A 20,809-nucleotide genomic window follows, 5' to 3' on the forward strand; every position below is an offset into this window, starting at 1 on the left:
AGGACCACTTCACGGGGACGGAAAATGATTTCGCTCAAGAGACCGTGATGTGATGCGTTTCGTGCTGCCAGGGCGCCACTGCCCTAATCATCGTCCGCCGGACCGCACCAGCCGGGCAGATAGATCGCATTCTTGCTTCTGGCCGCGGCCATCGCCCTCTCGAGCGCCTTATCGAAATTGGCTTCCACCGCCTTGCGCGAGACCTGTCGACGCAGGAAGTCAGCCCACAGAAATTCGGAAAACGGCGTGGTGTCCTTGGCGAAGCCGCCCATGCGGCGCAACTCGCCGGCAAGGCTGCGGAACGGATCGTCCTTGAGGTCGGCGACCGATTTCGGCAGGTCGCGGAACGACCGCCGCTCGCCCTTGGCGTCGTAAGGATAGACCCAGCGCTTGTTGTCCATGACGCCCCAGAACGCCTCGCGCTCGACCATCCTGAGGTCGCCGACGATGGTCACCAGCACCTCCTTGACGCCTTCATCGTGCAGCGCGCGGCCGAGATGATGATGGTCGATCACGTAGTAGCGCAAGTCGGGGCCGTAGACGACGGGGATCATGTGCTTGCCGAGGAGGTCGGCCTGCTTCGACTTGTCGTGCTCGCGCCAGCGCTTGCGCTTCTCCTTGACCTCGCGCATGCCGACCGTCATCTGCGTTGGCCGGAGCGACAGGATGGGGACAGGATGCACTCGCGGCTCGCGCGTATTGGTCATGATCGAAAGGTCCTCACATATTGCAGCTGATGGTCCGGGTTCCCGCGACTATGCCATGGGCCCTGCGGGGACAAAATCCGTTCGGAAAGGACGCGGAGATCACAAGTCGATGCCGGAGGGGCGAGGTATCGACGGCCGGTTCCCCGATCGCTCCACGCCAGGCCGTGCACAAATAGTGCGAACGCACAAATGCACGCGAGCATTGAGAAGATTTTCTGCAACGCGCTCCTCACGTATGCTATCTAAATCGCTGCTTCGGAGTGATCCCCGCCCCATGAACAAGCAGCGGCCCATAAGCTCTGATGACGAGCACCGGGTGCTCCAGTTCAGGCCGCGCACCTCGCCTTCACAGACGGCCCAGCGCGGCAGCGGCACCGCGCAACCGCTGCGCGTCGCACCTGAACGGCTGGACCTGTCGCGCTACGAGCAGCCGCGCGCCGAGCCCGACAATTTCCGCCAACGCATGCTCGCGAACATCGCGGCGCTGGCCTTCACCATCGCGCTGACCGCGATCGGAATCTGGCTCGCGGTCAGCATCGCCGACCTGCGGCGGACCCAGGATTGCGTGCTGATGGGCCGCCGCGACTGCGTCAAGATCACGACGCCGCATATTTAGGACCGGCCGGTGCCGGCTCCTCGGCGGAAGGGTCCCAGCGGGCATCCCCAACCCTGTCCCTCGCTGTCCCCTTGAGCCCCGCCCGGCTCCATTGAACTCAGGGCGGCGCTCCGATATACGGGCTTTCGACCCGGCCAGAGGGGGGTTGAGGGCGTCATCAGGGGCGCGATGCCCACCCACCGTGCCACTCTGGACAATCTGACAAATACCCTCAATATATCAAAGGCTTAGTGATGTCTTCCACATTCGATCAGGTCGCCACGATCATCGCTGAAACCTGCGACATCCCGCGCGACACGATCACGCCCGATAGCCATGCCATCGATGACCTCGGCATCGACAGCCTCGATTTCCTTGATATCGCGTTCGCGATCGACAAGCAGTTCGGCATCAAGCTGCCGCTGGAAAAGTGGACTCAAGAGGTCAACGACGGCAAGGCGACCACCGAGCAGTATTTCGTGCTGAAGAATCTGTGCGCTCGCATCGACGAACTGGTTGCGGCCAAGGGCACGAGCGCCTAAGGGCGCAGTCATGCAACTCGAATACTTCCACATGATCGATCGCATCGTCGACCTCAAGGTCGATGAGAAGACGATCGTCGTCGAAGCGCAGGTCCCGAAGGAAAGCACCATCTTCGAGGGACACTTCCCGGGCTATCCCTTGATGCCCGGCGTGCTCCTGATCGAATCGATGGCGCAGGCCTCGGGCTGGCTTCAGCTCGGCGTGTTCAAGTTCGAACGCATGCCGATCCTGGCCGCCGTGAAGGAAGCCAAGGTCCGCGGCTCGGTCTTTCCCGGCGATCTCATGAGCATCGAGGCGAGCCTTACCCATGAAGGCTCCGGCTACGCGATGACCGAGGCCAAGATCAGGGTCGGCGGCAAGCTGCGCGCGAATTCGGCGCTCACCTTCACGCTGATCCCCTTCCCCAATGCGGATATGCGCTCCCACATGGACGCGATCGCCAAGCGCGTCGGATTTCCGCAACAGGCCGTATCGCCATGACTGACACTCCCGCTTCGAAGCCGGGCCAGACCGAAGTCTGGATCACCGGCATTGGGCTTGCCACCTCGCTCGGCGAAGGCCTCGACGCCAACTGGGCCGCGCTTCAGGAGAAGCGCATCAATGTCGACGAGAAGGGCTTCGCACCCTACGTCGTGCACCCGCTGATGCCTGTTGCCTTCGACAGCCAGATCCCGAAGAAGGGCGACCAGCGCCAGATGGAAGCCTGGCAGCGCATCGGCACCTATGCCGCCGGTCTTGCGCTCGATTCCGCCGGCATCAAGGGCAACAAGGACATCCTATCGAAGATCGACATGGTGATCGCCGCCGGCGGCGGAGAGCGCGATCTCAACGTCGACAGTGGCGTGCTGACGGCCGAGGCCAAGGGCGCCAACGCGCCCGGCTTCCTCAACGAGCGGCTGATGAGCGATCTCCGGCCGACGCTGTTCCTGGCCCAGCTCTCCAACCTGCTCGCCGGCAACATCGCCATCGTGCACGGCTTGGGGGGCACATCGCGCACCTTCATGGGCGAGGAGGTCGCCGGCGCCGACGCCGCCCGCATTGCGCTTGCGCGCATCGCCTCGGGCGAGAGCGACATCGCGCTGGTCGGCGGCTCGCACAATGGCGAACGCAAGGACTTGCTCGTCCTCTATGAATTCGGCGACTTCAACCTGAAGGACAAGTTCGCTCCCGTGTGGGCGCGCAAGGACCATCCCGGCTTTGCGCTCGGCTCGGCCGGCGCCTTCCTCGTATTGGAGTCGAAGGCGCATGCGGAAGCGCGCGGCGCAAAGCCGTTCGCAAAACTGTCGAGCGTCGTCGCAGACCTCGCCAAGCGCAAGCAGCCCGGCGACATGGCCGCGACGCTGGAGAAGCTTTGGGCAAAGCTGCCCAAGCGCGAGGGTAAGGGCGCGATCATATCGGGAGCGACCGGCGCCGAGCCCGCGACCTCGGAAGAGCGCGGCTTCCTGAAGAGCCATGCCGACTATCCGGTGCGCTCGACCGGCACGGTGTTTGGCCACGCCATGGAGACGCAATTCCCGCTCGGAATTGCGCTCGCTGCGCTGTCGATCTCGCGTGGTGCTCTGTTCCCGCCGAACGATTCGACCGGGACCGAGATTGAAATGCAGGGCGCGCCTACCCAGATCGTGGTGGTGGGAGCCGGACACTGGCGCGGCGAAGGCATGGCGCTGGTCGAGGCGGTTTAGTTAGCTCAAGCGGGGATCGACATGACTGCACCACGCGACAAACTCGGGCGTCCCGTCGTCGTCGTCACCGGCATGGGCATCATGACCTCGCTCGGTGCCGGCAAGACCGACAATTGGGCGAAGCTCGTCGCCGGCGAATCCGGCATCCGCACCATCACGCGCTTTCCGATCGACGGCCTCAAGACCACGATGGCCGGCACGGTCGATTTCGTCAGCGTCGATCCGTTCTCCTCCACCGCCCTGTCCGAGCGGATGGCCGAGCTGGTGACGCAGGAAGCGCTGGAGCAGGCCGGCATCGGCGCCAAGGCCGATTTCCCGGGTCCCCTTTTCCTTGCGGTCGCGCCGGTCGAGGTCGAATGGCCGCAGCGTCGCGAACTCGGCCGCGACGTCGGCCAGCTCGACATCACCTATGACGATTTGCTGCGCATTTCCGGCGGCGGCAAGTACAGCGCCTATCATCATCGCTTCATGTTCGGCTCGGTTGCCGCCTATCTCGCCGAGACGTTCGGCACCAAGGGCTCGCCGATCTCGCTGTCCACGGCCTGCGCCTCCGGAGCCACCTCGATCCAGCTCGGCGTCGAGGCAATCCGCCGCGGCGAGACCGACGCCGCGCTGTGCGTCGCGACCGACGGCACCGTGAACCCGGAAGCGCTGGTGCGCTTCTCGCTGCTCTCGGCGCTGTCGACCCAGAACGATCCGCCGCAGGCGGCCTCCCGCCCCTTCTCCAAGAACCGCGATGGGTTTGTGATGGCCGAAGGCGCCGGTGCGCTGGTACTCGAAAGCTACGAGGCGGCGACTGCGCGCGGCGCAAAGATCCTCGGCGTGATCGCCGGCTGCGGCGAGCTCACCGATTCCTTCCACCGCACCCGCTCTTCTCCTGATGGGAAGCCGATCATCGGCTGCATGAACAAGACGCTGGCCGATGCCGGCATGACGCCGGACCAAATCGACCACATCAACGCGCACGGCACCTCGACGCCCGAAAACGACAAGATGGAGTTCAACACGACATCGGCCGTGTTCGGCGAGCTCGCGCAGAAGATTCCGGTCACCTCCAACAAATCGATGGTCGGCCACACCATCTCGGCCGCCGGCGCGGTGGAGGCGATCTTCTCGCTGCTCACGCTCGAGCATCAGCGCATTCCGCCGACGATCAACTACGAGACCCCGGATCCCACGATCCTGTTCGACGTCGTCGGCAACAAGGCGCGCGATGCCCGCGTCACCGCCGTGATGTCGAACTCCTTCGGCTTCGGCGGCCAGAACGCCTCGCTGATCCTGACCCGCGAACCGGCCTGACCGGACGCATGGCGCTGCTGACTGCGAGCACGAAGGCCCGCGCGCGGGAGGCTGCCAAGAAGGCTGCAAAGTCGCTCAGCGGAAGCCTGATCGGTGCGGCGACCGTCGCGATGCTGCGCACCACGCGCTATTTCGATCCGGTCAAGACCTCGGACTTTTTCGCGCGCGCCGTAAAGCTGATCGGCCCGCGCCTGCGCGAGCACCGCATCGGCCGCGCCAATCTCACCGCCGCCTTTCCGGAGAAATCGCCGGAGGAGATCGAACAGATTCTGATGGGCGTCTGGGACAATCTCGGCCGCGTCGGCGCCGAGTTCGCCCATATCGATCATGTCTGGGATTACGACCGCGACCATCCGGAGAAGAGTCGAATCGAGATTCCCCAACGCAGCATCGAGCTGTTCGACCAGATCCGCGACGACGGCAAGCCGGCGCTGATCTTCGCCGCGCATCTTGCGAATTGGGAACTGCCGGCGCTCGCCGGAGTCGCGCATGGACTGGACACTGCGATCCTCTACCGCCGGCCCAACATCGCCTCGGCCGACCGCATCATCCAGGAGATGCGCCAGGTCAACATGGGCACACTGATCCCGGCGGGCCGCGAGGCGCCGCTGCGGCTCGCGCAGGCGCTCAAGGACGGCAAGCACGTCGCCATGCTGATCGACCAGTACCTCACCGCCGGCGTCGAGGTCACCTTCTTCGGCCGCAAGACGCGCGCCAACCCGATGCTGGCGCGCCTCTTGCGTCAGGTCGAATGCCCGATCCACGGCGTCCGCATCATCCGCCTGCCCGGCGGCCGCTTTCGCGGCGAGCTGACGGAAGAAGTCCAGCCAGTGCGCGACGCCGACGGCAAGATCGACATCCAGGGCACGACGCAGGCGATCACGAGCGTCGTGGAAGGCTGGGTGCGCGAGCATCCCGAGCAGTGGCTGTGGCTGCACCGCAGGTGGCGGTAGTTACGCCGTCATTGCGGGGAGCGAAGCAACGAATTAATCCAGACTGCATCCGCGCAGAGATACTGGATTGCTTCGCTCGCAATGAACGCCGTAGCGGCTATCTTCCCGTCTTCACCTTGGTCCAGAGCCGGTTGATGATCCTCTGCGTCGCCGGCTCGCGCGCCGTGATGACGAACAGCTTTGAAAGCGTCGCTTCGTCCGGATAGATGTTCTTGTCGTTCAGGATTTTCGGATCGACCAGCTTCTGGCTGGCGAGATTGCCATTGGCGTAGGACAGGAAGTCGGAGTTCTTGGCCGCCACTTCCGGACGATAGAGATAATTGATCAGCTCGTAGGCTTCGCTGACGTTCTTGGCATCGGCGGGGATCGCGAGGTTGTCGAAGAACATCTGCGCGCCCTCCTTCGGGATGCTGTAGCCGATCTCGACGCCGCTCTTGGCTTCCGCGGCGCGGGCGCGGGCCTGCATGATGTCGCCGGACCAGCCGACCACGAAGCAGATCTCACCGGTGGCGAGCGCACTCAAATATTCGGAGGAGTGAAACTTGCGCACGGAGGAGCGAACCTTGGCAACGGCCTCGGCGGCCTTCTCGAGGTCGGCCTGCTTGGTCGAGTTCGGATCGAGCCCAAGCCAGTTCAGCGCCGCCGGGAAGATGTCGTCGGCGGAGTCGAGCATGTGCACGCCACAATCTTTGAACTTGGCGAGGTTCTCCGGCTTGAAGACAATGTCCCAACTGTCGATCTTGGCGTCCGCGCCCAGGATCTGCTTCACCTTGGCGACGTTGTAGCCGATGCCCGTCGTGCCCCACATGTAGTTGGCGGCGTAGAGGTTGCCGGGATCGTAAGTGGCAAGTCGCTCAGTCACCACGGGCCAGGCATTGGCGAGGTTCGGCAGCTTCGACTTGTCGAGCTTCTGGAAGATGTTCGCCTTGATCTGGCGCTGCAGGAAATAGGCCGTGGGCACCACGACGTCGTAGCCGGACTTGCCGGCCATCAGGCGCGTCTCCAGCGTCTCGTTGGCATCGAAGGTGTCGTAGACCACCTTGATGCCGGTCTCCTTGGTGAAGGCCTCAAGGACATCCGGCGCCATGTAGTTGGACCAGTTGTAGAAGTTGACGACCCGCTCCTCGGCCCCTGCTGGGGCGGAAATCAACGTCAGCGCTGCCGCGATTGCAAGTCCGAGGCGAAACCCGGGGCGGCTGACGTTCGTCATCTCCGTCTACCTCTTGCGTCCACGCACCGCGTCGGAGAGCCGCTCCAGCGCGGTGTCGAGCGTCTCGTCCTTCTTGGCAAAGCAGAAGCGCACCACGGAGGTCACCGGGTCCTGCTCGTAGAAGGCTGAGACCGGGATCGCAGCGACCTTGTAGTCCTTGACGATGCGCCAGCAGAACTCGGTGTCGCTCTCGTTCAGCCCGAGCGGCGACAGGTCGACGGTGAGGAAGTAGGTGCCTTGCGACTTCAGCACCGGGAAGCCGAGGCTTTCGAGCCCCCTGGTCAGGCGGTCCCTGCTCCGCGTCAAATCCTTGCGCATCGACAGGAAATAGTCGTCGGACTTGCCGAGGCCATAAGCGACGGCGGCCTGCAGGTTCGGCGCGGTGGTGAAGGTCAGGAACTGGTGCACCTTGGCGGCGACGCGCAAGAGCGGTGGCGCAGCGCAGACGAAGCCGATCTTCCAGCCCGTCAGCGAGAAGATCTTGCCGGCCGAGCCGACCTTGATGGTGCGCTCGCGCATGCCGGGAATGGTGATCAGCGGGATGTGCTTGTGCTCGTCGAAGGTGACGTGCTCCCAGACCTCGTCGCAGATCGCGATGACATCGAACTCCTGGCAGTAGCGCGCCAAGAGCTCGAGATCCTCGCGCGGATAGACCACCGCGGAGGGATTCAAGGGGTTGTTGAACAGCACCGCCTTGGTATTTGAATTGAACACGCTTTTCAGCATGTCCTCATTCAGCCGCCAGTGCGGCGGCTCGAGCCGGACCAGGCGCGGAATGCCGCCGGCCTGGCGGATGATCGGTAAATAGGAATCATAGACCGGCTGGAAGCAAACCACCTCGTCGCCGGGCTGGACCACCGCGAGAATCGCCGAGGTCAGCGCCTCGGTACCGCCGGAGGTGACCATCACCTCGCTTATCGGATCGAGCTTAAGGCCGTGCCAGTGGCCGTAATGGGTCGCGATGGCCTGGCGCAGCTCCGGCAGGCCCATCATCGAGGGGTACTGGTTGTAGCCATTCAGAGACGCCTCGGCCGCGGCCCGGCGGATGTCCTCCGGGCCTGGATCGTCGGGAAAGCCCTGGCCGAGATTGATGGCATTGTTGTCGCGCGCGGCCTGCGACATTGCCTCGAAAATGGTGACGGGAAGGTCGGCGAAGACCTTGTTCAAGGACGAGCTCTTGGACATCGGGCCGATCAGCCACCGACCTTGCTGGGAAGACCCGCCGCCTTCCAGCCCAGCATGCCGCCGGCCAGATGCTTGTCGTAAGGCAGGCCCGCCGCCTGCGCCGCGAGCGAGGCCGTCACCGAGCGCTTGCCCGAGCGGCAGGCGAACACGACCTCCTTGCCTTGCGGATCGGGGATCGCCTTGGGATCGAAGGTCGAGAGCGGAACCACGACGCCGTAGGGATAGGCTTCGGCCTGAACCTCATTCGGCTCACGGACGTCGACGAGCAGATAGCGCCCTTCCGCGACACCCTTGGAGACCTCGTCCGGGGTCAGATCCTGTACCTGGTTTGCCACTTCATCCTCCAACGTCGCAAGGCGCATGCCGGGGCGCTCCCGGCCGGCGGCAACCTCGCCTCTCGGGAAACGAAAATCAAGCGCCACAAGGGCTTGAGCCGCCGGGCGCAAGTTAAAGCTAAATCGCAGCGACTTGAAGCGCGCTTTGAATCCTGATCCTAAATCGTCACCTGCGTGCCGACCTCGACCACGCGGCCGCTTGGGATTTGGAAATAGTCGGTGGCATCGTTGGCGGAGCGGCTGAGCGAGATGAACAGCCGGTCCTGCCAGCGCGGCATGCCGGAATGAGCTGCCGGCTTCAGCGCCCTTCGCGACAGGAAGAACGAGGTCGACATGATGTCGAACTGCCAGCCCAGCTTGCGGGCGATCGCCAGCGCTTTCGGCACGTTGGGCGATTCCATGAAGCCGAACTTCAGCGTCACCTTGGAGAAGGTCGGCGAGATCTGCTCGAGCTTCACGCGCTCGGCCGGGTCGATCCGTGGGGTCTGCGCCGTCTCGATGGTGAGAATGACGTTCTTCTCGTGCAGCACCTTGTAGTGCTTCAGACTATGCATCAGCGCAGTCGGCGCGCTGAGCGGATCCGAGGTCAGGAACACCGCGGTACCCGGCACCCGCTGCGGCGGCCGCTTCTCCAGCATCGCGACCAGGTCGGCGAGCGGGAACTCGAGCTTGCGCGACTTCTCGAACAAGAGACGGCTGCCGCGCCGCCACGTGTACATCAGAATGATCATGAGCGCGCCAAGCGCCAGCGGCACCCAGCCGCCCTCGAACACCTTCAAAAGGTTCGCGGTCAGGAAGGTCAAATCGAGGAACAAGAACGGCGCAATCAGCGCGCCTGCGGCGAGCGGCGACCACCGCCAGCCCTTCCAGACCACGACGAAGCCCATCATCGCCGTGACCACCATGGTGCCAGTGACGGAGATGCCGTAGGCCGACGCCAGCGCGCTCGAGGAGCGGAACAGCAGCACCAGCAGCACCACCGCGACCAGCAGCAGCTGGTTGATGCGCGGGATGAAGATCTGGCCGGAATGGGCTTCCGACGTATGGCGAATTTCAAAGCGCGGCAGCAGCCCGAGCTGGATCGCCTGCCGCGTCAACGAATAGGCGCCGGTGATGACGGCCTGGCTCGCGATGACCGTGGCGGCAGTGGCCAGCACGACCATGCTGCCGCGGAAAAAGCCTTGGGGGAAGAGCTGGAAGAACGGGCTCACGATCGCGCCAGGGTCGCTGAGGACGAGCGCCCCCTGTCCCAGATAATTGAGCGCTAGCGAGGGCAGCACGATAGAGAGCCAGGCGAACTGGATCGGCCGCTTGCCGAAATGGCCGAGATCGGCATAGAGCGCCTCGGCGCCGGTGACGGCCAGGAACACTGCCCCCAGCGTCACGAAGCCGATGACGCCGTGGTGAAGCATGAATGACACGGCATAAAGCGGGTTCAGCGCGTACAGCACCTGAGGCTGCTGGATAATCGGATGGATCGCTGCGGCCGCGAGCACCGCGAACCACACGCACATGATCGGCCCGAAAAAGGCGGCAACGCGGGCCGTGCCGCGGGATTGCACGGCGAACAAGGCGACCAGGATCACGACGGTCAGCGGAACGATGTAGGACTCGAAGCTCAGGGTGACATCCTTCATGCCCTCGATCGCCGATAGCACCGAGAGCGCCGGCGTGATCACGGCATCGCCGTAGAACAGGGCTCCAGAGATGATGCCAAGCAGGACGATGGTTGCCCCGCCGGTGCCAACCGCCCGCTGGGCCAGCGCCATGAGCGCCAGCGTGCCGCCCTCGCCGTTGTTGTCGGCGCGGAGCAGGATCACGACGTATTTGAGCGTCACCACGATGATGAGCGCCCACAGGATCAGGGAGAGCACGCCGAGCACGGCCGCCGGCGTCGGCAACCCGTCTGCGCCCGAGGCGGCCATCACCGCCTCGCGGAACGCGTAGAGCGGGCTGGTGCCGATATCGCCATAGACGACGCCGATGCTGCCGAGCGTCAGCGCGCCGAAACCGGCGGTGGTATGGGCCTCGCCATGCCCATTGGCCGCCACCGTTTCCGGGGCGGGAACTGCTACGTCGCTTGTCATGGGAAAGCCCAGTGGCCTCTAGAATGCTTCACTGCACAACGGCGGAAGAGCGCGGGGCTTATAGTCCTGCGCCACCGGCATGGCCTAGCCCGATTCCGGGGCTTAGCCATGCAATTTCGCATGGCTACATCGTTGCGTTCTAGATGGTGACTTGGGTTCCGACCTCAACGACTCGGCCCGTGGGGATCTGGAAGTAGTCCGTGGCATCATTGGCCGAGCGGCTCAGCGCGATGAACAAATGGTCCTGCCAGAGCGGCATGCCTGACTGCGCCGAGGCCTTCAGCGACCTTCGCGACACGAAGAACGAGGTCGACATGATGTCGAACTGCCAGCCCTGCTTGCGCGCGATTGCGAGCGCCTTGGGCACGTTCGGCTGCTCCATGAAGCCGAAGCGCAAGCGCACCTTGGAAAATTTTTCGCTGATCTTTTCCATCCTGAACCGCTCCGACAGATCGACCCGCGGCGTATGCGCGGTCTCGATGGTCAGGATCACGTTGTGCTCGTGCAGCACCTTGTTGTGCTTGAGATTGTGCAAGAGCGCGGTCGGCACGAAAGCGGGATCGCTGGTCAGGAACACGGCGGTGCCCTTGACGATGTGCGGCGGTCGCTTCTCCAGGCTCCGGATCAGATCGTCCAGCGGCACCTCGATCCGTCGCGTCTTCTGGATCAGGATTCCGGAGCCCTTGCGCCAGGTCCAGATCATCCCCGCCATGGCGACACCGAACAGCAGCGGCACCCAGGCGCCTTCGAGCAGCTTTAGCAAATTGGCGCTGAAGAAGCTCAAATCGACGACGACGAAGGGCATAATCAGGGCCGCGGCCGTCGCCGCACGCCAGTTCCACAACTTCCAGATCACGACGAAGCCCATGATGCCGTCGGCGACCATGGTGGTCGAGACCGCAATGCCGTAGGCCGAGGCCAGATTGCTGGGGGTGTGGAACAGCAGCACCAGCAGCATCACGCCTATCAGCAGCAGGCGGTTGACACGCGGCAGATAGATCTGGCCGGCGTGGGATTCGGAGGTGTAACGCACCTCGAAACGCGGCAGGAGGCCGAGTTGCACGGCCTGATAGACCAGCGAATAGGCGCCGGTGATCACCGCCTGGCTCGCGATCACTGTTGCGGCCGTCGCAAGCCCCACCAACGGCAGCACCAGCTTCTCGGGCACCATGCGATAGAAGGAATGCTCGATCGCGCTGGGATCGGACAGCACCAGCGCACCCTGCCCGAAATAGTTGATCAGGAGCGCGGGCAGCACGAAGAACATCCAGGCCGACTGGATCGGCTTGCGGCCGAAATGGCCGAGATCGGCGTACAGCGCCTCGCCCCCCGTCACCGCCAGGAATACGGCGCCGAGTGTCACGAGGCCGATCGTGCCGTGCGACAGCACGAACTGCACCGCATAATAGGGATTGATTGCTGCGAGCACGGTGGGGTCGTCAGCGATGTGTACGGCCCCCATCGCGGCGATGACAGTGAACCAGACCACCATTACCGGTCCGAATGCCGAGGCGACCAGTGCGGTTCCCTTGCTCTGGACCGCGAACAGCAGCACCAGAATTAGAACGGTGAGCGGCACGACATAGTGCTCGAGCGCGGGAGTTGCGAGCTTCAGGCCTTCGACCGCCGAGAGCACCGAGATCGCCGGCGTGATCATGGAATCGCCGATGAACATCGAGGCGCCGACCACGCCGAGCGCGAGCAGGAACCAGCTCCGCCGCCCGAGCGCGCGCTGGCCGAGCGCCATCAGCGAGAGCGTGCCGCCCTCCCCGTTATTGTCGGCGCGCAGCAACAGCAGGACATATTTCGCGGTGACGACGATCAGCAGTGCCCACAGGATCAGCGAGAGCACGCCGAGCACGATGACGCGCGAGACCGGCGCGCCATGGGCCGCGCCCCTGACCGCCTCGTGGAAAGCATAGAGCGGTGAAGTGCCGATATCACCGAAGACGACGCCGATGCTCCCGAGCGTAAGGGCCCAAAAGCCTGATGTGACCGGTTGCACATCCTGGGTCTCGGTCGATGTGATGCTCGCCGTCATGAGGGTGGAAAACGCTTCGTCCCTGAATTTGATCCGGCGCCTTTTGACGCTTCCGGCGTGCCTGTCAATCGGCTCCCCACTTTAGCAGGCGCGAAGGCCGATGCTGTGACAGCGCGGCCACGCCCATCGCCTGCGCGACGACATGCCTCAGGTAAGATGGTAGCGCAAGGGGTTACGGCTTCAGATTCGGCGGCAGCGGCGGATCTTCGCGCATCAGGGTGATGGTCACCCGCCGGTTGGCGGCGAGCGAAGGATCGTCCGGAAACAGCGGCTGGGTATCCGCCTTGCCGGACACGGCGAAGATGTGCGACGGCGGCAGGCCCTCGCGTTCGAGGATCTGGCGCACGGCATTGGCGCGGTCGGCCGACAGATCGAAGGCGCCGTAGTCGCTGCGGGTCGGCACGAAGCCCGCCGCGGTGTGACCGGCGATGGAAACGCGGAGCGGCGTAGCCTTGAGCGGGATCGCGAGCTTCTCGACCAGGCGCCGGGTGCGGTCATAGGGCACCTTGGAGCCGTCGGCGAACATCGAGCGGCCGTCCTGGTCGACGATCTCCAGGTTGAGGCCCTGCTTGGTCTCCTCGAACATGATGTGCTTGGACATCTCGGTCAGCTCCGGCATGTCCTGCAACGCCTGGCGCAGCGAGGCCGCCGCCAGCGCGAAATTGCGGTCGACCTTGACCTTGGCCCCCGACGTGCGGTCGCGGTCCTCCTGATCCGGCGTCGGCGTGTTCGAGGCATCTTCAGGCTGAATGTGATCGACGTTCTTCAGCCGCGGACGGGTCGGCAGACCGTCAGACTCGACGATGCCCGCGTAGCGCGCTTCGCTCTGCACGCCGAAGGCGTCGCGCATGGACCCTGCGACGATCTTCAGCTTGTTGGCGTCTTGCGTGGAGAACGCGACGAGCATCACGAAGAAGCTCATCATCAGGCCCATGAGGTCGGCGAAAGTCACGAACCAGCCGTGACCGCCGCCATGCGCATCGCCGCGTTTCTTCTTGGCCATGGCTGAAAATCCCGGCGGGCGGTCTTACGCCGGCACCGGTTCACCGTCGGCGTGACGATGCTTCTCCGGCAGATAGGCCAGCAGCATCTCGCGCACCAAGGTCGGGCTCTTGGAGTCGCGGATCATCAGGATGCCGTCGATGATCAGGGTGCGGTTGGTCTCCTCGTCCAGCAGCTTGCCGTGCAGCTTGTCGGCGATCGGCAGACAGAACAGGTTCGCAACCAGCGCGCCATAGAGGGTGGCGAGCAGCGCGGTCGCCATGAACGGGCCGAGCTTGGAGGGATCGGTCATGTTGGCGAACATCTGCACCATGCCGATCAGGGTGCCGATCATGCCGAAGGCCGGGGCGCAGTCGCCGATGGCGCGGTAGATCTTGCTGCCCTCGTCGAGATGCATCAGGAAGTTGTCGCGGTCGCGCTCGAGATTGTCGCGGATGAAGTCGAGATCGTAGCCGTCGGCGACGTAGCGGATGCCCTTGGCGAGGAACGGCTCGTCGGTCTCGACCTTTTCGAGACCCACCGGACCCTGCTTGCGGGCGATCTCGGCGATGCGGGCAAGCTCGTCGACGAGGTCGTGCGCCGACAGCCGGCTCATGGTGAAGGCGAATTTGGCGCCGAGCGGAAGGCCGTGCAGGAGCGCTGAGAGCGGAAAGCGGATCATGGTGGCGGAGATCGAGCCACCGAAGATGATGATCATCGCATGTTCGGAGATGAACATGTGCAGGTCGCCGCCCATGAAAATCATAGCAACGATGACGATCGTGCCGGCCGTGAGCCCAACGCTCGTCATGATATCCATGGGAGACTCCAACGCGTACGCAACAACGGCCGTCCTGGCCACTGGCGCGGCCCAACCCCGAACCGCATCGGAAACCTTAGAGCGCCGCCCTTAAAGCCGCGTAAAGGTTAAGTCTGGACAGTGTGCTGCCCGCCGCTGCGCCCGCTGCGATTGCCGTCCAGCGATGGGAATTTCAACACTTCGCTAACCATAGGCCGGCGCGCCACGACGTCACATTGGCTGCGGCCCTCCGCCACATCCGGTACGAAGGATGAATTGCTATTCTGAAGCGGGGCGGCATGCTCGATCGCGGGAGCCATCGCGATGTTGACGCTCTTCAGCCTTCTCACTGCGCTGCCCGCGGCGCTGGCGTTCCACCTGCTCGAGCCGGAACTCGTCCTGCCGGCCTTCAGCATCCTGCTCTTTGTCGAAGCCGCCTTCGCGGTGATCGCAGCGCGCTTGATTCACCTCCCGGACAATGCCGAGGACATCACGCTATGGGACCTTGCCGGCGGCTTCACCCTGATCGGATGCGCCGCCGCAGTGTTCGCTGAGCCGGATCAGGCGGTCCTGCTTCTGGAGGAACAAGGCGTCCCACGGCCGGCGTCGCGGCCGTAGGGCGTTCAACCGCACCTAGTGGACTTCCGCCGAGCGCCTCAGCGCGGCCTTCAGCTTCTCCAGCGAGAAGTCGGGGCTACGGGCGATTTCCAGGATCGGCGTCTCGCGGCGGCCGCAGAGCTCGGCGGCCTCCGGCAGCTTGGCGGCCACGTCGAGCGGGATCACGATGGCACCGTGCCGGTCGGCATGGATGAGGTCATCGGACTTCACGGTCATGCCGGCGACGCGCACTTCGCCGCCAAAGCTCTCCGCATGCACCCAGGCATGCGACGGGCCGATCGATCCGGCGAGCGCCTGGAATCCCGGCGCCCATTGCGGGATGTCGCGGATCGAGCCGTCGGTGATCACGCCGAGGCAGCCGAGCGCCTTGTGCACGTTGCTCTGCACCTCGCCCCAGAACGCGCCGTAGCCGACGTCGGGGCCGTCGATGTCCTGGATCACCGAGATGCGCGGACCGTGACCGGTGCCGACATATTCGTAATATTCGATGCGGCGCTTGGACTGCTCCTCGGCCGGGAGCGATGATTTCAGCACCGAGCGGATCGTGACCGTGCGGGCATAGCCGACGATCGGCGGCAGGTCTGGGAACGGACAGACCAATTGCTTGGTGGTGTAGCCGATCAGCCGCCGTTCGGGCGCGACGATCTCCATGGCGTTGCAGATCGTCGGGGTGTCATAGCGGCCCAATGCTTCGAGGACGGAAGCGGGCAGCGGCCCGGTCGCGGTATCAGTCACGGCGTTCTCTCCCAGATTGGCGGCTGATTGACGCGATGCCGCCGGCACAGGGCGATATAGCCGAGATCAGGCTTCAACCCAACTCAGGCAGGCCTCATGGCAGATATCCGCGCGCGGCTGCTCAGTGCAGCCGTCCGGGCCGTTCGTCGTCGTGCGGCGGCTCCGACAAATTCGCCAGCGTCGGCGCCGATGGCGGAGACGGGACTTGGCCTCCTGACGGAACGGTCGCATCCATCGCGCGCGCCTGGTCGCGATAGGATTTGTAGCCGAGCGGCAACGCGAGAAGATACAGCACCGTGCCGATTGAGAGCACGTGCCAGGGATAGGCGATCAGCAGCGCAATGAAGACGATCACCGCGACGAAGGCCGGCAGCACCAGCTCAGGCGGAACGCGCATGCGCTTGGTCTTGCCGGAGAACACCGGCAGGCGCGACACCATCAGGAAGGCGATCAGCAGCGTATAGGCCGCCGTCACCGCTGCGGGCAGCCGGCCGAGCTCGAGGAACGCAACGTAGATCGGCAGCAGCACCGTGATCGCGCCCGCGGGCGCCGGCACGCCGGTGAAGAAATTGGCGGCGAAGGCCGGCTTGTTCGGATCATCCATCGTGGCGTTGAAGCGCGCGAGCCGCAGGCCGCCGGAGATCGCGAACACCATGGCGGCGATCCAGCCGGCATTGCCGAGCTCGTGCAGCTGCCAGAAATACAGCATCAGGCCGGGCGCCACGCCGAAATTGACGAAGTCGGCGAGGCTGTCGAGCTCGGCGCCGAACTTGGACTGGCCCTTGATCATGCGCGCGATGCGACCATCGATGCCGTCGAGCGCGGCTGCGAACACGATGGCATAGACGGCGAGCGACATCCGCCCCTCGATCGACAGACGGATCGAGGTCAGGCCGGCGCAGATCGCCAGCAGCGTGATGACGTTGGGCACCAGCATCCGCACCGGAATCGGGCGGAACCGTCGGCGGCGGACGTCGGGATCCTTGAAGTCGTAGGGCGTCATGGCTCGTCCTTATCTTAAGGCGAGATATAGCAAGCCGCGTCCCCCTCCGCCATTGCGGCGGAAGGCCCACAAGCACCGACTATTGGTTAATTGGCGCGATAGGCGCGGCTCGGGTCGTCGCCGGCGAGGTCGGCCAAAATGGTCTCGCCGGCGATCGCGGTCTGCCCTTCCGAGACCAGCGCCTTGGTGCCCACGGGCAAATAGACGTCGAGGCGGGAGCCGAAGCGGATCAGGCCGAAGCGCTCACCGGCGCCGATCGCCTGCCCTTCCTTAACAAAGCAGACGATGCGCTTGGCGACGAGACCGGCGATCTGGACCACGCCGATCCGCGCATTGGGCGTCGAGATCACCAGCGAGTTGCGCTCATTGTCCTCGCTCGCCTTGTCGAGCTCGGCGTTGATGAACAGGCCGGGCCGGTAGGCGATGCGGTCCACCCTGCCCGCGATCGGGCTGCGATTCACATGGCAGTTGAACACGCTCATGAACACCGAGATGCGCGGCAGCGGCCGGTCGCCGAGCCCGAGCTCGGCCGGCGGCAGCGCCATGGTGATCATCGAGACGCGGCCGTCGGCCGGCGACACGACGAGACCCTCGCGCACCGGTGTCACGCGGACGGGGTCGCGGAAGAACAGCGCGCACCAGACGGTCAGGATCGTGCCGATCCATCCCAGAGGCGACCACAGCCAGAACAGGATCAGGCTTGCCAGTGCAAAGCCGCCGATAAAGGGATAGCCCTCCTTGTGGATCGGCGGAATCTGACGCTGGATCGAATCGAGAATGGACATCGTTATCTGCCGCTTGGGGTTAATGGCGCGGGTCGTCGCGCGGGCTTGTTTAGGCCAGAGTTGGGATCGGAGACAAGCTCACTCCGCTGCCGCGGGCGTCGTCAGGGTATCATCGACCGGCGGCGGCTCCCGGTTGGGCGCCGTGCTGGCGTCGGCCATCTTGGCCAGTTTCTCGCGCGCCGCCTCGGCCTCGCGCTGCCTGTTCCACATGCTGGCATAGAGGCCGCCCTGCGCGAGCAGTCTCGCGTGGGTGCCGCGCTCGGCGATGCGACCCTGGTCCAGCACGATGATCTCGTCGGCGCCGACGATGGTCGAAAGCCGGTGCGCAATCACCAGCGAGGTGCGGTTCTTCGCCACGCGATCGAGCGCGCCCTGGATCTCGTGCTCGGTATGGGTGTCGAGCGCCGAGGTGGCCTCGTCCAGCACCAGGATCGGCGGCGCCTTCAGGACGGTGCGAGCGATCGCTACGCGCTGCTTCTCGCCGCCCGATAGTTTCAGGCCACGCTCGCCGACCTGGGTCTCATAGCCTTTCGGCGCCATGCGGATGAAATGGTCGATCTGCGCCAGCCGCGCCGCCTCCTCGACCTCGGCATCGCTGGAGTCCCAGCGGCCGTAGCGGATGTTGTAGCGGATGGTGTCGTTGAACAGCACGGTGTCCTGCGGCACCATGCCGATCGACGCGCGCAAGCTGGCCTGAGTAACGTCGCGAATGTCCTGGCCGTCGACCAGGATCTTGCCGCCGGAGACATCGTAGAGGCGAAAGAGGAGCCGCGAGATGGTCGACTTGCCCGCGCCAGATGGTCCCACGATCGCAACCGTATTGCCGGCCGGCACCTCGAAGCTGATGCCTTTCAGGATCGGGCGGGTCGGCTCATAGGCAAAGCGCACGTCCTCGAAGCGCACCGTTCCGGCGGAGACGACCAACGGCTTCGCGTCAGGCGCATCCTTGATCTCGGCCTCGCGGCCCAGCACATTGAACATCTTCTCGATGTCGATGATCGCCTGCTTGATCTCGCGATAGACCATGCCCATGAAATTCAACGGCTGGTAAAGCTGGATCATCATGGCGTTGATCAGCACGAAATCGCCGACCGTATTGGTGCCGTTGCGTACGCCGATCGCACACATCAGCATGGTCGCGGTCAGCCCCAGAGTGAAGATTACGGCCTGGCCGGTGTTGAGCACCGCGAGCGAAGTATAGGTGCGGACGCTCGCCTCCTCGTAACGCGCCACCGACTTGTCGTAACGCTGCGCCTCGCGCGCCTCGGCGCTGAAATATTTGACGGTCTCGTAATTGAGCAGCGAGTCGATCGCCTTGGTGTTCGCCTCGGTGTCGGAATCGTTCATCTTGCGGCGGATGCCGATCCGCCACTCGGTCGCGATGTAGGTGTAGTACATGTAGAGCGCGACCGTGATCAGTGTGGCGACCACGTAACGCCAGTCGAATTGCCAGAGCAGCACCGCCAGCAGCAGCGAGACTTCGACGATGGTGGGGATCAGCTGCAGGATCACCATGCGCACGATGACCTCGATGCCCTCGCGGCCGCGCTCGAGCACGCGTGTCAGGCCACCCGTCTTGCGCTCCAGGTGGAAGCGGAGCGACAGCTCGTGCATGTGGATGAAGGTGATGGTGGCGAGCTTGCGCACCGCATGCATCGCGACGCGGGCGAAGATGCCGTCGCGCCATTGCGTCAGCACCGCCATCAAGATGCGCATCGCGCCGTAGCTCGCGGTCAGCAACAGCGGCGAGGCGATCACCCAGAGGTGCCAGTTGTCGGCCTGCACCGGCGCGGTGTTGGCGCCGGTCAGTGCATCCGTCGCCCATTTGAAGCTGAACGGCACCGCGAGCGTGATCAGCTTGGCGGCGAGCAGCAGCACCAGCGACCAGACCACCCGCATCTTCAAATCGAAGCGATCGCCCGGCCAGATATAGGGCCACAGATGCGCCAGCGTGCCCATCAGCGTGGCCCCGGCCTGCGGTCCTCCGGCGGGAGGATCAGGAACGTCGGCGCCGTCGAACGATTGAGGTTGGTCCATCAAGAAGCCTGAAAGCCCGCCGGATGCGGGCGCAACTGCGATTAACGATCTTCGCCCGTCATATAGAGCCTTCCCGATGCCCACGCACCCCGCCAGATGGCGAATCTTTGATTGTTTATCGTCATTTACCGGTAGATTTCCGGACAGTCCGAATCACCGATTGGGCTTGACGCCCCTTCGCTGCAATGCATCATGGTGTCAATGAGCACGATCAAAACCGTCTGTGTCTATTGCGGCTCCGGCCCTGGAACAAATCCCCGCTTCACCGAAGGCGCCAAGGCATTCGGCAAGGCGCTCGCCGAAAACCAAATCCGCTTGGTCTATGGCGGCGGCTCGCTCGGCCTGATGGGTGCGGTCGCAACCTCCGTGCTCGACCATGGCGGCACCGTGACCGGCATCATCCCCGACTTTCTGCGGCTGCGCGAGAACGCGCTGACGCGTGTGCAGGAGATGATCGTCACCCCTGACATGCACGAGCGCAAGCGCTTGATGTTCGAGCGCTCCGACGCCTTCGTGGCGCTGCCGGGCGGCGTCGGTACGCTGGAGGAGCTGGTCGAGCAGATGACCTGGAAGCAGCTCGGCCGTCACGCCAAGCCGGTGCTGCTTGCCAACATCGACAATTTCTGGGAGCCGCTGTTCTCGCTGTTGTCGCACATGCGTCAGACCGAGTTCATCCGCGCCGGCCTTTCGATCGACATCCTCAAGGCCGATCGCGTCGAGGAGATCCTGCCGAAGCTGAAAGCGGCGGCAGCACAGGTGGCCGAATCGGAAAAGCAGCTCGCTCCGGAAATGGCGCGCAAGCTGTAACGCGCTACTCTGCCGGAAACGTCACCGCCTCGATCCGGTTGCCGTCGGGATCGGTGATGAAGGCTGCATAGTAGCGCACGCGATCGTGCGGGCGGATGCCCGGCGCTCCATCGGAGGCGCCGCCGGCGGACAGCGCCGCCGCGTGAAACGCATCGACCTCAGCCGTGGTTTTCGCCCGCAAGCAGATGTGCACACCGCTCTCCGGGGCTACGGGCGGCATGCCTTCGCGCAAGTTGATCCAGAACTCCGGATAGGCCTTGCCGAAGCCAACCGTCCGCGGCCGCGTGACGAGGCGCGTGAGGCCGAGGGTGGCGAGCGTTGCCTCGTAGAATTTGGCGGCACGTTCGAGATCGCTGACGCCGACTGAGATGTGGTCGATCATGTGCCCTTCTCGATCTCCCGTAGCG

21 protein-coding genes are annotated in these 20,809 nt (G+C 64.4%); 8 read left to right on the plus strand and 13 right to left on the minus strand.

Features of this window, described 5'->3' with window-relative positions; translation table 11 throughout:
- Positions 1 to 83: 83 nt before the first annotated feature.
- Positions 84 to 707 (minus strand): ParB-like protein, encoded by a 624-nt coding sequence (locus tag P6U29_RS25320; RefSeq protein WP_407112818.1) that lies wholly within the window; start codon positions 705 to 707, stop codon positions 84 to 86.
- Between the two features lie 274 nt (positions 708 to 981).
- Here P6U29_RS25320 and P6U29_RS25325 point away from each other — a divergent pair, with 274 nt between their 5' ends.
- The 6 genes from P6U29_RS25325 (at position 982) to P6U29_RS25350 (ending at position 5,779) form a co-directional block, all read left to right on the plus strand.
- Positions 982 to 1,323, plus strand: a complete 342-nt coding sequence (locus P6U29_RS25325; protein ID WP_407112819.1) for a hypothetical protein — start codon at positions 982 to 984, stop codon at positions 1,321 to 1,323.
- A gap of 233 nt (positions 1,324 to 1,556) precedes the next feature.
- On the plus strand, positions 1,557 to 1,844 hold the full coding sequence (locus P6U29_RS25330; RefSeq protein ID WP_063700473.1) for an acyl carrier protein: 288 nt from the start codon (positions 1,557 to 1,559) through the stop codon (positions 1,842 to 1,844).
- Positions 1,845 to 1,854: 10 nt separating this feature from the next.
- A complete protein-coding gene (locus tag P6U29_RS25335; protein ID WP_027571684.1) occupies positions 1,855 to 2,325 on the plus strand; it encodes a 3-hydroxyacyl-ACP dehydratase FabZ family protein in 471 nt (156 codons plus the stop codon).
- Positions 2,322 to 3,527 (plus strand): beta-ketoacyl-ACP synthase, encoded by a 1,206-nt coding sequence (locus P6U29_RS25340; RefSeq protein ID WP_407112820.1) that lies wholly within the window; start codon positions 2,322 to 2,324, stop codon positions 3,525 to 3,527. Before P6U29_RS25335 ends, P6U29_RS25340 begins: the two co-directional genes overlap by 4 nt.
- A gap of 21 nt (positions 3,528 to 3,548) precedes the next feature.
- Complete coding sequence (locus P6U29_RS25345; RefSeq protein ID WP_407112821.1) at positions 3,549 to 4,826, plus strand: beta-ketoacyl-ACP synthase; 1,278 nt, start codon at positions 3,549 to 3,551, stop codon at positions 4,824 to 4,826.
- 8 nt (positions 4,827 to 4,834) lie between these two features.
- The gene (locus P6U29_RS25350) at positions 4,835 to 5,779 is read left to right on the plus strand and encodes a lipid A biosynthesis lauroyl acyltransferase (protein ID WP_407112822.1); all 945 of its coding nucleotides are present in this window, start codon (positions 4,835 to 4,837) and stop codon (positions 5,777 to 5,779) included.
- A 97-nt stretch (positions 5,780 to 5,876) separates the two neighbouring features.
- On the opposite strand, the gene P6U29_RS25355 is transcribed toward P6U29_RS25350, so the two are convergent.
- The 7 genes from P6U29_RS25355 to P6U29_RS25385 form a co-directional block, all read right to left on the minus strand.
- On the minus strand, positions 5,877 to 6,989 hold the full coding sequence (locus P6U29_RS25355; RefSeq protein ID WP_407112823.1) for a polyamine ABC transporter substrate-binding protein: 1,113 nt from the start codon (positions 6,987 to 6,989) through the stop codon (positions 5,877 to 5,879).
- 6 nt (positions 6,990 to 6,995) lie between these two features.
- Positions 6,996 to 8,174, minus strand: coding sequence for an aminotransferase (locus tag P6U29_RS25360; protein WP_407112824.1), 1,179 nt, complete (start codon positions 8,172 to 8,174; stop codon positions 6,996 to 6,998).
- An 8-nt stretch (positions 8,175 to 8,182) separates the two neighbouring features.
- On the minus strand, positions 8,183 to 8,509 hold the full coding sequence (locus P6U29_RS25365; protein ID WP_027571677.1) for a rhodanese-like domain-containing protein: 327 nt from the start codon (positions 8,507 to 8,509) through the stop codon (positions 8,183 to 8,185).
- 158 nt (positions 8,510 to 8,667) lie between these two features.
- A complete protein-coding gene (locus tag P6U29_RS25370) occupies positions 8,668 to 10,596 on the minus strand; it encodes a potassium transporter Kup (RefSeq protein WP_407112825.1) in 1,929 nt (642 codons plus the stop codon).
- A gap of 139 nt (positions 10,597 to 10,735) precedes the next feature.
- Positions 10,736 to 12,637, minus strand: a complete 1,902-nt coding sequence (locus P6U29_RS25375) for a potassium transporter Kup (protein ID WP_407112826.1) — start codon at positions 12,635 to 12,637, stop codon at positions 10,736 to 10,738.
- Between the two features lie 172 nt (positions 12,638 to 12,809).
- The gene (locus P6U29_RS25380) at positions 12,810 to 13,640 is read right to left on the minus strand and encodes a flagellar motor protein MotB (RefSeq protein ID WP_027571674.1); all 831 of its coding nucleotides are present in this window, start codon (positions 13,638 to 13,640) and stop codon (positions 12,810 to 12,812) included.
- A gap of 24 nt (positions 13,641 to 13,664) precedes the next feature.
- The gene (locus P6U29_RS25385; protein ID WP_407112827.1) at positions 13,665 to 14,438 is read right to left on the minus strand and encodes a motility protein A; all 774 of its coding nucleotides are present in this window, start codon (positions 14,436 to 14,438) and stop codon (positions 13,665 to 13,667) included.
- Between the two features lie 303 nt (positions 14,439 to 14,741).
- On the opposite strand from P6U29_RS25385, the gene P6U29_RS25390 reads away from it, so the two are divergent.
- Complete coding sequence (locus tag P6U29_RS25390; protein WP_407112828.1) at positions 14,742 to 15,035, plus strand: hypothetical protein; 294 nt, start codon at positions 14,742 to 14,744, stop codon at positions 15,033 to 15,035.
- A gap of 15 nt (positions 15,036 to 15,050) precedes the next feature.
- Here P6U29_RS25390 and P6U29_RS25395 read toward each other — a convergent pair whose 3' ends face one another.
- From P6U29_RS25395 to P6U29_RS25410, 4 genes are all read right to left on the minus strand, one after another.
- A complete protein-coding gene (locus P6U29_RS25395; protein ID WP_407112829.1) occupies positions 15,051 to 15,770 on the minus strand; it encodes an RraA family protein in 720 nt (239 codons plus the stop codon).
- Between the two features lie 121 nt (positions 15,771 to 15,891).
- Positions 15,892 to 16,773, minus strand: a complete 882-nt coding sequence (locus P6U29_RS25400; protein ID WP_407112830.1) for a CDP-alcohol phosphatidyltransferase family protein — start codon at positions 16,771 to 16,773, stop codon at positions 15,892 to 15,894.
- A gap of 86 nt (positions 16,774 to 16,859) precedes the next feature.
- On the minus strand, positions 16,860 to 17,558 hold the full coding sequence (locus P6U29_RS25405; protein ID WP_407112831.1) for a phosphatidylserine decarboxylase: 699 nt from the start codon (positions 17,556 to 17,558) through the stop codon (positions 16,860 to 16,862).
- A gap of 78 nt (positions 17,559 to 17,636) precedes the next feature.
- Positions 17,637 to 19,595, minus strand: coding sequence for an ABCB family ABC transporter ATP-binding protein/permease (locus P6U29_RS25410; protein ID WP_407112832.1), 1,959 nt, complete (start codon positions 19,593 to 19,595; stop codon positions 17,637 to 17,639).
- A gap of 201 nt (positions 19,596 to 19,796) precedes the next feature.
- Between P6U29_RS25410 and P6U29_RS25415 the strand changes: the two genes are divergently transcribed.
- A complete protein-coding gene (locus P6U29_RS25415; RefSeq protein WP_407112833.1) occupies positions 19,797 to 20,402 on the plus strand; it encodes a TIGR00730 family Rossman fold protein in 606 nt (201 codons plus the stop codon).
- Positions 20,403 to 20,406: 4 nt separating this feature from the next.
- Here P6U29_RS25415 and P6U29_RS25420 read toward each other — a convergent pair whose 3' ends face one another.
- Entirely contained in the window at positions 20,407 to 20,784 is a 378-nt protein-coding gene (locus P6U29_RS25420; protein ID WP_407112834.1) for a VOC family protein, read from the minus strand.
- Positions 20,785 to 20,809: the final 25 nt, after the last annotated feature.

Origin of the sequence: Bradyrhizobium sp. LMG 9283 (genome assembly GCF_045571415.1) — a bacterium.
Classification (GTDB): Bacteria; Pseudomonadota; Alphaproteobacteria; order Rhizobiales; family Xanthobacteraceae; genus Bradyrhizobium.